The organism is Paractinoplanes brasiliensis, from assembly GCF_004362215.1.
GTDB classification, from domain to species: Bacteria; Actinomycetota; Actinomycetes; order Mycobacteriales; family Micromonosporaceae; genus Actinoplanes; species Actinoplanes brasiliensis.
This window is the reverse complement of record NZ_SNWR01000002.1, coordinates 13,583-26,608: the sequence shown is the minus strand read 5'-3', so window position 1 is coordinate 26,608 and position 13,026 is coordinate 13,583. Positions and strand designations below refer to the sequence as shown.

13 protein-coding genes are annotated in these 13,026 nt (G+C 71.0%); 11 read left to right on the top strand and 2 right to left on the bottom strand.

The genetic code is table 11. The annotated features are described in order from the left end of the window. The first annotated feature begins 70 nt into the window (after positions 1-70). A complete protein-coding gene (locus C8E87_RS32125) occupies positions 71-703 on the top strand; it encodes a DUF7002 family protein (RefSeq protein ID WP_133877222.1) in 633 nt (210 codons plus the stop codon). Positions 704-770: 67 nt separating this feature from the next. Here the strand turns inward: C8E87_RS32125 and C8E87_RS32120 are convergent, their stop codons facing one another. Then, a complete protein-coding gene (locus C8E87_RS32120; protein ID WP_133877221.1) occupies positions 771-1,142 on the bottom strand; it encodes a hypothetical protein in 372 nt (123 codons plus the stop codon). A 237-nt stretch (positions 1,143-1,379) separates the two neighbouring features. Next, a complete protein-coding gene (locus tag C8E87_RS32115; RefSeq protein ID WP_133877220.1) occupies positions 1,380-3,281 on the bottom strand; it encodes a beta-galactosidase in 1,902 nt (633 codons plus the stop codon). A gap of 123 nt (positions 3,282-3,404) precedes the next feature. On the opposite strand from C8E87_RS32115, the gene C8E87_RS32110 reads away from it, so the two are divergent. The 10 genes from C8E87_RS32110 to C8E87_RS32065 all read left to right on the top strand — a co-directional run bounded on the left by C8E87_RS32110 (position 3,405) and on the right by C8E87_RS32065 (position 13,026). Beyond that, positions 3,405-5,114 carry a polysaccharide biosynthesis tyrosine autokinase gene (locus C8E87_RS32110; RefSeq protein WP_166661355.1) on the top strand — a complete coding sequence of 570 codons (1,710 nt, stop codon included), beginning with the start codon at positions 3,405-3,407 and terminating at the stop codon, positions 5,112-5,114. A gap of 100 nt (positions 5,115-5,214) precedes the next feature. Next, complete coding sequence (locus tag C8E87_RS32105) at positions 5,215-6,138, top strand: siderophore-interacting protein (protein ID WP_133877218.1); 924 nt, start codon at positions 5,215-5,217, stop codon at positions 6,136-6,138. A gap of 131 nt (positions 6,139-6,269) precedes the next feature. Next, positions 6,270-6,686, top strand: a complete 417-nt coding sequence (locus C8E87_RS32100; RefSeq protein ID WP_133877217.1) for a response regulator — start codon at positions 6,270-6,272, stop codon at positions 6,684-6,686. Positions 6,687-6,782: 96 nt separating this feature from the next. Then, complete coding sequence (locus tag C8E87_RS32095; RefSeq protein WP_133877216.1) at positions 6,783-6,977, top strand: Flp family type IVb pilin; 195 nt, start codon at positions 6,783-6,785, stop codon at positions 6,975-6,977. A gap of 111 nt (positions 6,978-7,088) precedes the next feature. After that, positions 7,089-7,448 (top strand): TadE/TadG family type IV pilus assembly protein, encoded by a 360-nt coding sequence (locus C8E87_RS32090; RefSeq protein WP_203721026.1) that lies wholly within the window; start codon positions 7,089-7,091, stop codon positions 7,446-7,448. Beyond that, positions 7,436-8,662, top strand: a complete 1,227-nt coding sequence (locus C8E87_RS32085) for a TadE/TadG family type IV pilus assembly protein (protein WP_133877214.1) — start codon at positions 7,436-7,438, stop codon at positions 8,660-8,662. The genes C8E87_RS32090 and C8E87_RS32085 overlap by 13 nt, the downstream gene beginning before the upstream one ends. Positions 8,663-8,682: 20 nt before the next feature. Then, positions 8,683-9,483, top strand: coding sequence for a Flp pilus assembly protein CpaB (cpaB, locus tag C8E87_RS32080; RefSeq protein ID WP_133877213.1), 801 nt, complete (start codon positions 8,683-8,685; stop codon positions 9,481-9,483). Beyond that, entirely contained in the window at positions 9,480-10,670 is a 1,191-nt protein-coding gene (locus C8E87_RS32075; RefSeq protein WP_133877212.1) for a CpaE/TadZ family protein, read from the top strand. Before cpaB ends, C8E87_RS32075 begins: the two co-directional genes overlap by 4 nt. Further along, on the top strand, positions 10,667-12,064 hold the full coding sequence (locus tag C8E87_RS32070) for a TadA family conjugal transfer-associated ATPase (protein ID WP_133877211.1): 1,398 nt from the start codon (positions 10,667-10,669) through the stop codon (positions 12,062-12,064). The genes C8E87_RS32075 and C8E87_RS32070 overlap by 4 nt, the downstream gene beginning before the upstream one ends. After that, the gene (locus C8E87_RS32065; protein ID WP_133877210.1) at positions 12,061-13,026 is read left to right on the top strand and encodes a type II secretion system F family protein; all 966 of its coding nucleotides are present in this window, start codon (positions 12,061-12,063) and stop codon (positions 13,024-13,026) included. The genes C8E87_RS32070 and C8E87_RS32065 overlap by 4 nt, the downstream gene beginning before the upstream one ends.

Sequence of the window (13,026 nt, the reverse complement as noted above, 5' to 3'; positions counted from 1 at the left end):
AACCACCCACGCACTCACATTCGAGGCTCACGGCCGCCCGGGGCCGACGACGTCCGGCATGATGGCCGGCATGGACGTCGAGGAACTGATCGCACGCCACCCGCGGGTGTTCCACACAATGTCGGCGACCGCCTGGCCGTCGGTGCAACGGCACGGTCTGTTGTCCACGCAGCGGCTGATCGATCTGTTCGGCCTCGACGCCGCCGCACGTGACCGGCTCCTGAACGCACCTCGCAAGGAGTCCACCACTCTGCGCGCACCCGGCCTGCCACCGGCGGTGATCCGCGACCAGAAGCCGATGAAGTTCATCGCGGAGAAGATCGATCCCGGCTCGTCGCTGACGGAGTACCTCACCGCCATCAACTCCCGGGTCTTCTTCTGGGCCAGTGCCGAGCGGCTGGACCGGCTGCGCCAGGCGAAGGCGTACCGCAGCGAGGACCAGGTGATCCTGCACGTCGACACCCGCATGCTCGTCGAGCGGCACGGCGCGGGAATCGAACTCTGCCGGCTCAACTCCGGGGCGGTGACGCAAAAGAACCATCCCCCGCGCGGACACCGATCCTGGCTGCCGATCGCCGACTACCCCTACGACGACTACCGCCGCCGATACGGAAGCGACGGCGCCCTGGTGGAAGTCACCGTGCTGGACGCCGTCCCCGACGTTCTCAACCTGACCACCAGGATCGAAGGCCCGGCCGGCTGAGCCCCGGCCGCTTCCGGACGCCGAACAGTCACGGCTCCTGACTGAGCAGCAACGTGGCCGGTCGTTCTCAGCGGCCCGCACGGCGTTCGAGGACGGTTGCGACCGCGCCCGCGCCGGCGCCGGCGGCCGAGCCGGCCAGGTGCAGCACGGTGCCGATCGCGCCGAGCACTCCGGCGGTACCGGTCAGGTGCCCGGTTCCGGCACCGTTGACGAGACTGATGATCGCGAAGGCGACCATGATCGCCAGCCCGCAGAACGCGCCGACTGCGGGAGCCCAGCTGCGCCGCACCAGGCCGGCGATCAATGCGCCCGCGACGAGGATCACCAGGTTCGGCGGTGGGTAGATCGGGAACTCCGCGCCGGCCGCCCACATGAGCGCGTTGCCGGCCGCGCCGACGGCGAGGCTGATGACGGTGAGCCCGCGCGGTGTGAGTGCCATGTCGATCTCCGGTCCGTCTGCCGGCATCCATGATGGTCAGCCGCCGCGCCGAAGATCTTAGGCCCGTGGGGGAACGCGGCCAACAGTCCAGATGTGCGGAGGGACGCGAACGTCAGCGGACGGTTGGCGGATCGGGCCGGAGTGCACCGGCGAAACGGCGAAACGGCAGGTCGACGAAAGGGCGGCGGGCTTCATCGGAGTAGGAGGTTGAGCAGGATCGTCAGTCCCACACCCGGGTCACGACTCGGGGCCGGTGATGCGGTAGCCGTACGGTCCGAGGATCTGGCCGTCGACCTCGACCGGAGTCGGATTGTGGTTGATCAGGGTCAGCATCGGGCCGCGGGCGCACGCCTCCACGTGCGGGGGCAGGTTCGCGACGACCGGCGTCAGGTCGAGGGCGTTCACCACGTACGCCGTGACGGCCTCCGTTCCGGCCGGGTCGGCGACCGTGGCCAGGTGGTAGGAGCTGCCCGAGCCGTACGGGTGGTGGGTGAACGCCGGGGAACCGTCGCCGAACGTGGCCAGCGCCGAAGCGCCGTCGAGGTGCAGGACCTCGGCCAGCACTGTGCCCTCGAAGTTCAAGCCGTCACCGCGTACGGGGGCCTCACCGGGGAGCACGCCCGCGAAGTCCGTCACCGTGGCGCCGAGCACGGCACCCAGCCGCCGTGTGAAGCCGCCGGGCAGGAAGCGGTCGTGTTCGTCCACGATGTCGGTGAACGCCGTCGTGAGCAGGTGCCCGCCCGCCGCCACGTACGCGGTCAGCTCCTCCAACGACGGCGCCAGGTGCAGGCTGGGCGCGACGATCAGGCGGTAGCCGTCGAACGGTCCCTGAGCCCGTACGAAATCGGTCTGCACCCCGGCCGCCAGGAACGCGGCATGCCAGGCGCGCACCTGGGCGATGTAGTCGAGCGGCGCCGGATGGTTGGGCTGGTCGAGCGCCCACCAGCTGTGCCAGTCGAGCACGATCGCCACCTGCGCCTCCCGACCGGGCGTGGGCAGGTCTCCGAGGGCGGCGAGTTCCGCGCCCAGCTGTGAGATCTCGCGGAACGTACGGGTGGAGGGACCGCCGTGAGGAAGCATGCCGGAGTGGTATTTCTCGGACCCGGCCGACGACTGCCGCCACTGGAAGAACAGCACTCCATCGGCCCCACGCCCGACCGCCTGCATGCTCATCGCCGCCATCTGCCCCGGCGCCTTGGCCGCGTTGTTCTCGCGCCAGTTCACGTAGTTGGGCGCCTGCTCCATCAGGATCCACGGCCGGCCCGGTTTGAGCGAACGCATCAGATCACGGGCAAAGGCGCCATCCCGGTACGAGCGGGGGTCGCGCGGATCCGGGTACGTGTCATCGGCGATCACGTCCACCTCGTCCGCCCACGCCCAGTAGTCGGTGGGTTTGAAGGCGCTCATCATGTTGGTCGTCAGCGGCTGCGTGGCCCCCGACCCGCGGATGATCCGCTTCTCCATGCGCAGCAGCTCGAGCAGCATGTCGGAGCTGAACCGGCGGAAGTCGAGCACCTGCCCCGGGTTGACGCTGTAGGGGGCGTGCCGCGGCGGCAGGACCTGCTCGAAATCGGTGTAGCGCTGCGACCAGAACATCGTGCCCCAGGCCGCGTTGAGCGCGTCGACATCGCCGTACTTCTCGGTCAGCCAGCGTCGGAACGCGGCCGCCGCCTGATCCGAGTAGTCGTAGGCGACGTGGCAGCCGAGCTCGTTGTTGAGGTGCCAGAGCACCACGGCCGGGTGATTCTTGTAGCGCTCCACCGTGGTCCGTACGAGATCGGAAGCGAGCCGCCGATAGTCGGGCGACGTCGGGGCGTAGTGCTGCCGGCTGCCCGGCCAGCGGGTCACGCCCGAGGCGCTCTCGGTCAGCACGGCGGGGTATTTCGTGGTGAGCCACGGAGGCGGCGAGGCGGTGCCGGTGGCGAGGTCGACCGCGACACCCGCCTCGTGCAGCAGGTCGATGACCTGGTCGAGCCACTCGTAGTCGAAGACGCCCTCGTCGGGCTGGATGCGCGCCCAGGAGAACACGCCCACAGTGGCCAGGTTCACGCCGGCCTCGCGCATGAGCCGGACGTCCTCGGCCCAGACGTCCGCGGGCCACTGCTCGGGGTTGTAGTCCCCGCCGTAGAGAATCGGCATGCCTCCATCCTTGCCGGTAACCGACAGACCGGCCGCTGGCGGCCCGTGTCGTCACCGCCGTAGGCTGCCGGTGAGGCGGCATCGCGGGAGGGCGGACCCGGCATGACGACGGATGGCAGGCCTGTGCGGCTTCTGCGTGGGTACGGCTGGTGGATCGTCCTGGTGACCGTTTTGATCACTGCCGGGGCGTACGGGGTGAGCCGCCTCGAGAAACCCGGCCACCGCTCGACGGCCACCGCCGTGGTCAGCCCGCGGCTGCGTCCCGGCATCGACGTGGTGCCCGCCAACCCGGGGACGGAACGCGAGATCGCCCGTTCCGGCACGGTCCTGCGCGAGGTCTCCGAACAGCTCGGCATCAGCCCCGAGGAACTGACCCGCGGCCTGACGGTCGAGCCTGCCGCCGGCGGCGGGGCCGCGGTCGTGTTCACATACGACCACAGCAACGCCGCCACGGCACAACAACGGGCCCAGGCCATGGCGGCCGAATACGTGCGCTACCGCAACAGCAGCGTCAGCCAGTACGGCATCGCGGCCTCGCTCGTCTCGCCGGCGACCCGGGCCGAGGAGCAGCGCCGCCCGCTCTGGGCCTACCTGGTGGCGGGCGCGGTGCTGGGCCTGCTGCTCGGGCTGCTGTCGGCGGTGTGGCTGGCCCGTCGCCGCGACCGGATCCGCGGGCGGGCCGGTTACGAGCGGGTGACCGGGGTGCCGGTGCTGGCCACGATCCCACGGGCCCGGCGGTCGCGTGGGCCAGGCGCGCCACTGCCGGTGCTGTTGCGCGCCCCCGACTCCGCCGACGCCGAGGCCTACCGGTATCTGCGGGCCCGGCTCGACCCGCGGCTGCACGGCCCGTCCACCGTGCTGGTCACGAGCGCGCGGGAGGGCGAGGGCCGCAGCACCACGGCGGCCAACCTGGCAGTCGTCCTGGCCCAGGCCGGTCGCCGGGTTGTGCTGGTCGACACCGACGTCCGCCGCCCCGCCCTGCACCTGATGTTCGACCTCTCCCGCGACCGTGGGCTGACCAACGTGCTGGCGGGCCGGCACTCGCTGGGCGAGACCCTGGCCGCCGGCGCGATCGTGAACCTGCGGGTGCTGGCGGCCGGCGCCGACCGGGAAGGCAACAGCGACCTGCTGGCCGCGGGCGGGCTGACCGGCCTGCTGCACGAGCTCAAAGGCCAGTGCGACGTTGTCGTGCTCGACTCGCCGGCGCTGCTCAGCGTGTCCGACGGCCTGGGGCTGGCCGCTCACAGCGATCAGGTGCTGCTGGTCACCGACTATCGCCGCACCACCCGGGCCGCCGCCGTACGGGCCGCGTCGGAACTCGAGCAGGTCGCGCCGGGCAAGGTGGCCGCTGTGCTGGTCGGGGTGCCGGAGCGGGACGGGGGGTTGATCCCGCGTACGCGTGCGGGTCGTGCCCCTGGTGTGGCCGCTTCGCCGATGGCTGATCGGTTCGACATTCTTGAGGGGCCGGCCGAGGTGGGGCTGAAGGAACCGGCCGCTGTCCCTGTGCTGGGCGCTCCCCCTTCCCCTGCGCCTGCGCCTTCCCCTGCGCCTGGGGCTGCGCCTGCGCCTGGGCCTGCGCCTGCGCCTTCCCCTGCGCCGACGTCGAAGGCCAAGCCGCCTCGCCCAGCTCGGGCAAAGGTGGCGATTCCGAAGCCGCGCGTCTATTCGTCGGCTGCCGCGGCCGATGCGGAGGCGAACGGTTCCCGTGCGGAAGCGAACGACGCCCGTGGGGAAACCAACGGCGCCCACGGGGATGCGAATGGTGACCGTGGGGAGGCGATGGAGGCCGCCGAAGTGGTCGCCCGGCCCGACGACGCGTCCGCCGGGCGGTAATCGCCGGACCGCCAAAGGCAACGCCCCGCTGGTCAGCTCCCGAACGGACAGGTTAGGTTAGGCGTACCTTACGTTTGGGACGTTGCTCAGGAGGCCACCCGTGACCCAGACCGTCGACCTGGCCGCCGGCACGATGCCGTGGCGCTTCTTCGCCACCGAGGTGCGGGCGGTGCGCCGGCTCAGCCCCCATTTCGTGCGGGTGACCTTCACCGGCGACGACCTGGACCTGTTCGCCGACAACGGCTACGACCAGCGCATCAAGCTGATCCCGCCGCTGCCCGGTTCGGGCCTGGCCCACCTGCCGACGGGCGCGGACTGGTACACGCAGTGGCGTGAGCTGCCCGCGGAACAGCGCAACCCGATCCGGACGTACACGGTGCGCGCGGTCCGCCCCGAGCTGCGCGAGGTCGACATCGACATGGTGCTGCACGGCGTCGACGGGCCCGCGTCCCGGTTCGCCGTCGAGGCCGCTCCGGGCACCCCGGCGTACCTGATGGGTCCGAACGCTCTTTTCGACGGCCCGCACGGGGGCATCGACTTCCACCCGCCCGCGCACACCGACTGCCTGCTGCTGGGCGGCGACGAGACCGCGGCGCCGGCCATCGCCTCGATCCTGGAGCGGCTGCCGGCCGACGCGCGCGGCGAGGCCCTGCTCGAGGTGCCCTCGGCCGCGGACGCTCTCGAGCTGATCGCGCCCGCGGGTGTCCGGGTCACCTGGCTCGCCCGCGACAACGCCGCCCACGGTGAAAAGCTGGTTCCCGCCGTACGCGCGGCGACTCGGCGCATCTTCGGCGAGGAACGGCCGGGGCCGGCTGTCGAGATCGAGGACGTCGACGTCGACCACGACATGCTCTGGGAGGTCCCGGAGGAGGTCGTGGACGTCAGCCGCTTCTACGCCTGGCTCGCCGGCGAGGCAGCGATGATCAAGACATTGCGCCGCCACCTGGTCGCCGAGTGCGGGGTCGACCGCAAGCTGGTGGCGTTCATGGGTTACTGGCGCCTGGGACGCGCCGAGGGTAACTAGGCCAGTTTTCCGCCGAATTCCTCCGGTGGGGTGGCCTCGTCGCCTAGCGTTCTGGTGAGGCCACGCCGCGCGTGCGGCCCGCAGCAGAGCCGCACCCCCGTACGGCTCGCCCGAGCCCGAGGGGAGAGGCGATGTGGAACACCTCGGCGCCGCAGCAAGGCCCGGTCGTCCTGCTGGTCGAGGACGATGAGGACCTGCGCGAGATGACGTCCCAGATGCTCGAGCTGCGCGGGTTCAGGGTGCTGGTGGCCACCGACGCGGTCAGCGCGATCACCACGTGCCGGGTACACGAGGGCAAGATCGACGTCCTGATGACCGACCTGGGGCTGCCCGGGGTGTCGGGTGGCGAACTGGCCCGGTCGGCCTGCGCGGTCCGGCCCAGCATGGAGACGGTCTACATGTCCGGCATGCCACAGGAGATCGCGATCCGCCGGGGCATCATCAAGCGCGGCGCGCCCTTCATCGCCAAGCCGTTCACGGCCGACCAACTGGCGAGCATGTTGCGCTCGGTTCTGGCCCAGCGCAACAGCAACGCCCCCGCACCCTGACTGTGTGTGCTCGCGGCTCAACTCTGCGCGGCGACCCCCGATACGTATGGCGCAGGCGCGGGACTCCGGGCCTGAATCTGACCGGGGGGACCCACCATGCTGCCGTTTCACTATGTCGCCGCGCACCTGACCGCTCGCCTCACCAGGAAGAACGACGAGGGCGCCACCGCCGTCGAGTACGGCCTGCTGGTCATGCTGATCGCGATCGCCCTGATCGCCGGCGCCACCCTCTTCGGCGGCAAGATCAGCGACCTCTTCACGACGGTCGGCAACAAGCTTGTCGTCACGTGACGATCTGAAAGGCCGGTAGCCACGACCGTGCGAACCGCCAGCCGTTCCCACCTCCGCCCCGAGCCACGTGCCGCACACAGGCCGGCCCGGGTCGAGGAGGGCGCAGCCGCGGTGGAGTTCGCCATCGTGCTGCCGCTGATGCTGCTGCTCGTCTTCGGCGTCATCGACTTCGGGCGGGCACTGCAACAACAGACGCTGCTCAGCGCCGCCGTCCGGGAAGGGGCCCGGACCGCGGCGCTGAACGGCTCCCCCGCGACGATCCAGGCCAGAGTGCGGGGGATGGCGGGCACGAACGCCACCGTCACCAGCACCCTGTGCACCAGCAGCTCGACCACCACCGCCGATGCGACGGTGACGGCGTCACAGCCCTTCACTGCTGTGACACCCATTTTCGTTTTCATGGCCATGTTCGGGCCTTCCTCGAGCATCACCACCCTCACGGCCACCGGGGTGATGTCGTGCACCGGCTGATCCGCCGTGTCCGGCGTACGCACGCGTCCGAGCACGGCGTGGTCGCCACCATGCTCGCGGTGCTGCTCGGCACCGGTGTCTTCTTCGGCGCCGGCGCGCTGGTCATCGACGTCGCGCAGCTCTCGCTGGAGCGCACCGAGCTGCAGTCCGGCGCGGACGCCGGCTCCTGGGCGATCGCGATGCGGTGCGTCCGCAACAGCGCCGACTGCACCACCGCCGCCCAGAACGCGGTGGCCCAGACGTACGCGGTCAAGAACATCAAGCGGCGCCTGGTCGACTCGCAGATCTGCCTCACCGGCGTACCGGGTCAAGCCTGCTCGGCGTGGAACAGCCCCACCGCCTGCCCGCCCACGTCGGTCACCGGCGGCAAGTCGGTCGAGGTACGCACCAGCACCCGCATGTCGAGCGGCTCGACGCTGCTGCCACCCACCTTCGCCGGCAAGCTGTCGGGCACCCCTTACGCCGGCGCCAAGGTCGGCGCGTGCGGCCGGGTCGCGTGGGGTCCGCCCAGCATCACCAAGGTCTTCGCGCTCGGCATCTCGCTGTGCGACTGGCAGCGGATGACCGGCAACGGCACCGTTTTCTACGGCCCGTTGGCCGGGTTGACGGGCCAACTCGGCCTCTTCCCCTTCCTCGGGCTGCCCGCGCCGAACGCCTCCGCCGAAGGGGCCGTCGCCCAGGTGGTCTCCGTCTCGGCCGCCGGCCTGCCGCTGCCCTCCTGCACCACCCCGATCAACCTCACCAAACCGCGCGGCTGGACCTGGCTCTACGACAACAACATGAACCCGCCCGACGCCAACTGCGAGCTCAGCCTCAAGGTCGGCGACGAACCCCGTGGCTTCGCCCTCTCCGGCCTGCTCGCCGGACTGCCCTGCCGCAACCGGCTACAGACCCTGTACGCCACCCGTCAGCCGGTCCTCGTCCCCATCTTCGACGACATCGAGCCGGCCCTGCTCTCCCTCACCCCGTCGTACCGGATCGCGGGTTTCGCGTCGTTCGTCGTGACCGGTTACGACGCGCTGATCCCCGGGGTGACGCAGGCCGCGGCCAACCTGCTGTCGCCCGGCGGCGTGCCGTCCCTGCTGCAGAAGGCCCTGTGCACCGTCTCCGCCTGCGCCTACGGCTACTTCACCAGGACGGTCGTGCCCGTCGACAACCCGCTCTTCGGCAGCGGCGCTGATTTCGGGGCCACGGTCATCGGGCGTACGGGATGAACGGGCCGAGGGGGTAGGGCATGCTCCGCCGAGTCGTCTTGCTGGGTGTCGCCGCCGTGCTGGCACTGCTGAGCGCGATGGCGGTGGTCGTCTACGCGCGCGGCGCCGACCGTCGTGCGGTCGAGGGCAAGCAGGGCACGTGGGTGCTGCTCGCCACGGCCACCATCGCGAGCGGCACGACCGGCGCGCAGATTCGCTCCCGGCGCCTGGTGCGGCAGGTGCTGATGCCCGCCGAGACCGTGCCGTCGGGTGCGCTGACCCGGCTCGACCCGGCGCTCGACGGCAAACGGCTCAACGCCGACCTGGCGCCCGACCAGATGCTGCTGAGCCGGCAGTTCGAGGAGGCGGCCAAGCCCGACGCCGAGCCCACGGCTACCTTCCGGGTGCCACCGGACCGCCTCGCCGTCAGCGTGCAGCTGGGCATCGCACCGCAGGTCGCGGGCAACGTCAAGCGCGGCGACCGGGTGGCTGTCTTCCTGACGGTGCCCAAGCAGGAGACCGAGACCACCCCGCAGCGAACCAGCGTGCTGCTGCCCCGGGTGACCGTTCTCAGCGTCGGCGAGAGCGCGGAGCCCGGCCCGTCCTCGATCGTCGTGCAGCCCAGCGGCGCCGCGGCCGTCATGTCGACCGTGGTACCCACCCCCGCCGCGGGGGCCACCGAGCAGCTGACCCGTTACGTGGTGACCCTGGCTGTGACCACGGGCCAGGCCGAGGAGCTGGTCAACGGCTACAACCGTGGCCTGCTGCACCTCGGTCTGCTGGGCGCCGAGGCGACCGTCACCGCGGCGCCGTCCGCGGCTGTGAGCGGGGCGGCCGGATGAGCCTGTACGTCTATCTGGAACCGGACCGCGAGGTGCTGGCGCAGCGCGGGCCGGAGTTCCAGTCCGCCGGCGGCTCGATCGTGTACAGCATGGCCGAGCTCGAGGCCCACCTGCCGCGCTACCCGGAGACGTTGCTGGTGCTCATGGGCGCCTCCGTCGACCTCGACGAGGCGCTGATGTTCACTGCCTACCAGCGGCTGCAGCGGCCGTTGATCGGCGTCGTGCTGGTGCGCCGCGGCATCGAGCCGCGCGAGATCATCCGGTGCCTGCAAGCCGGCGTACGGGATGTGGTGCTGGAATCGGACTGGGACGGCGTTCGCCAAGCGACCAGCCGCTCGGTCGACATCTCGAAGGCGCTCAGCACGACGATGCGCTCAGGCGCCGAGACCACCCCGCACGGGCGCATCATCACCGTCTTCGCCGGCAAGGGCGGCTGCGGGCGCAGTTTCGTGGCCGTCAACCTGGCCGTGGGACTGTGGGCCGGCGGCGCTCGCCGGGTCCTCCTCGTCGACCTGGACCTGCAGTTCGGCGACGTGGCGATCATGCTCAGGCTGCCGCCCGACCGCAGCATCGCGGAAAGCATCGCGATGGCGGGCCGCCTCGACGAGCCCGGGCTGCGCTCGATCGTGACCCCGTACCGCCCCGGCATCGACACGCTGCTCGCCCCCGGCAGTCCGGCACAGGGGGAACACGTACGGCGGGAATTGGTACTGGAGATTCTGGACGTGGCACGGCCGCACTACGACTTCATCGTGATCGACACCCCCGCCGTCGTGACCGATCAGGTGCTGGCCGCGCTCGACGTCTCGGACAGGTTCATCCCGATCGTCACGCCCGACCTGCCGACGCTCAAATCGGTGCGGCTGACCGTCGAGATGTTCGACATGCTGGACTACCCGCGCGACCGCAGCCTGCTCGTCCTCAACCGGGCCAAAGCCCAGGTCGACCTGACCGCGGCCGACATCGAGGAGGCGATCGGCATGCCGTTCGCGACGCTCGTGCCGTCCAGCCGTGACGTGCTGCTCTCGGTCAACCAAGGCGAGCCGCTGCTGCTCACCGACCCGCTGCACCCGGTCAGCCGGGCCATCCGCCAGCTCGCCGACCGCTGCGCGGGCACCGATACCGAGCCCGTCGTCACACGCGGCCTGTTCGGGCGCCCGCGCAAGCCCAAGAAGGTCACGCGATGAGCCTGTCGGCCCGCCTCGGCATGTACGGCAGCCGGGGCGGCGGCGAGGAATCGCAGGAGCCGGTCGAGGAGCCGGCCGGCCGCGGGTCCGGGGCCGGCCAGCGCTATCGAGCGGCCGGGCGGCAAGCCGCGGACCCGGTTTACGACGTGCGTCTGCGGATCCAACGACGCCTGGCCGACGAGCTCGGCCCGACCCTGTACGCCAGCCGCGGCAGCGACGAGGCGCTCGACGCCCGGGTCCGCGAGGTGCTGTTCGAGCTGCTGGCCCGTGAGGAGACCCCGCTCTCCGGCGGCGACCGGGCCCGCATCGTCAAGGAGGTCACCGACGAGGTCCTCGGCCACGGCCCGATCGAGGCGCTGCTGCGCGACCCGTCGGTCACCGAGGTCATGGCCAACGGGGCCAAGAACATCTATGTGGAGCGTTTCGGCCGGATCGAGCGCACCGAGGTCGAGTTCGACGACGACGCCCACCTGCGCCGCATCATCGACCGCATCTGCGCCCGCGTCGGCCGTCGCGTCGACGAGGCCAGCCCGATGGTGGACGCCCGCCTGCCCGACGGCAGCCGCGTCAACGCCATCGTGCCGCCGATCGCCCTGGACGGCGCGTCGCTGACGATCCGCAAGTTCTCGGCCACGCCGCTGACAGCCGGCGACCTCATCTCGTACGGCACCCTGACCCGGCCCGCCGCCGAGTTCCTTGAGGCCTGCGTACGGGGTCGCCGCAACGTGCTGGTCAGCGGCGGCACCGGCTCCGGCAAGACGACGATCCTCAACGTGCTGTCCAGCTTCGTCCCGCCCGACGAACGGATCGTGACGATCGAGGACGCCGCCGAGCTGCGTCTGGGGCAGGATCACGTCGTACGGCTGGAATCCCGCCCCGCCAACGCCGAGGGCCGGGGCGTCGTCAGCGCCCGTGACCTGGTCCGCAACGCGCTGCGGATGCGCCCCGACCGGATCGTGGTCGGCGAGGTCCGCGATGCCGCCGCCCTCGACATGCTGCAGGCCATGAACACCGGCCACGACGGCTCGCTGACCACGCTGCACGCCAACACGCCCCGCGACGCGCTGTCCCGGCTCGAGACGATGGTGCTGATGGCGGGCATGGACCTGCCCAGCCGCGCGATCCGCGACCAGATCGCCTCCGCCGTCGACCTGGTCATCCAGATCACCCGCTTCAAGGACGGCTCACGCAAAGTCACCCACATCACCGAGGTCGTGGGCATGGAGGGCGACACCATCACCCTGCAAGACCTTTTCCTGTACGACCTGAGCGCCGAGACGCCGGCCCACCTGGCTCAGCTGCGAGCGACCGGCATCCGCCCCCGGTTCGTCGACGCGCTCGCCATGTACGGGGTGACGCTGCCGGCCACGATGTTCGGTGGGCAGCACCGGTGAACGCCGCTCGCTGGGTCGTCGCCCTGCCCGCCGCGGGCGCCACGTTCCTGCTGTTCGCCGTGCTCCTCGAACGGTTCTTCGGCCGCACGCCGACGCAGCGCCGCCTGGCCGCCCTGCGGCAATACACCCACGGCGACAAACAGGTCACCGAGCCCCTGCTGCGCCGGCTGCAGCACGGGCTCGGGCAATATGTCGAGCGCTCCCCCGCCCTGACCGCTCTCGCCGCGCGGGCCGAGCCCAAACTGGACGCGGCCGCCACCGGGCTGGCGCCCAGCGAATGGATGGCCATCCGGTTCCTGATCGGCGTGCTGGCCGCACTCGTCGGCATGCTGCTGCTCCCACCGATGTTCGGGCTGCTCGCCGGGGTCGTGCTCGGCTACCTGCTGCCCGGCATGCTGCTCACCATGCAGATCGACAGGCGACGCAGACGGTTCGCCGACGACCTGCCCGGCATGCTGCAGCTGACCCTCAGCGCGCTGCGTTCCGGCTTCACCCTGCAGCAGTCGGTCGAGGCCGCGGTCCGCGACGACGAGGGACCGGTCGCCGAGGAGTTCGGCCGGGCGCTGTCCGAGACCCGGATCAACGGCGAGTTCGAGGACGCCCTCGCACGCGCCGGTGAACGGGTGCGGAGCGCCGAGCTGACCTGGCTGGTGATGGCGCTGCGGCTGCAGCGCGAGACCGGCGGGAGCCTGGCCGAGGTCATGCAGACCACCGCCGACACCATGCGGGAACGCGCCTACCTGCGCCGCCACGTACGCAGCCTGTCGGCCGAGGGTCGCATGTCGGCGTACGTGCTGATCTGCCTGCCGATCTTCACGACGGCCGTCCTGTTCCTGGTCCGGCGCGACTACCTGATGCCGATGTTCCAGCAGACCCTCGGGTTGGTGCTGGTTGGCGTGGCGGTGCTGATGCTGGTCCTGGGCTCGGTGTGGCTGCGCGCGGTCACCCGGATCGAGGTGTAG

Excerpts from the sequence above, each read along its gene's own strand:
- C8E87_RS32100 (WP_133877217.1), top strand. The coding sequence starts at position 6,270 with ATGTGGAACACCTCGGCGCCGCAGCAAGGCCCGGTCGTCCTGCTGGTC.
- C8E87_RS32120 (WP_133877221.1), bottom strand. The coding sequence starts at position 1,142 with ATGGCACTCACACCGCGCGGGCTCACCGTCATCAGCCTCGCCGTCGGC.
- C8E87_RS32125 (WP_133877222.1), top strand. The coding sequence starts at position 71 with ATGGACGTCGAGGAACTGATCGCACGCCACCCGCGGGTGTTCCACACA.
- C8E87_RS32095 (WP_133877216.1), top strand. The coding sequence starts at position 6,783 with ATGCTGCCGTTTCACTATGTCGCCGCGCACCTGACCGCTCGCCTCACC.
- C8E87_RS32115 (WP_133877220.1), bottom strand. The coding sequence starts at position 3,281 with ATGCCGATTCTCTACGGCGGGGACTACAACCCCGAGCAGTGGCCCGCG.
- cpaB (WP_133877213.1), top strand. The coding sequence starts at position 8,683 with ATGCTCCGCCGAGTCGTCTTGCTGGGTGTCGCCGCCGTGCTGGCACTG.
- C8E87_RS32070 (WP_133877211.1), top strand. The coding sequence starts at position 10,667 with ATGAGCCTGTCGGCCCGCCTCGGCATGTACGGCAGCCGGGGCGGCGGC.
- C8E87_RS32075 (WP_133877212.1), top strand. The coding sequence starts at position 9,480 with ATGAGCCTGTACGTCTATCTGGAACCGGACCGCGAGGTGCTGGCGCAG.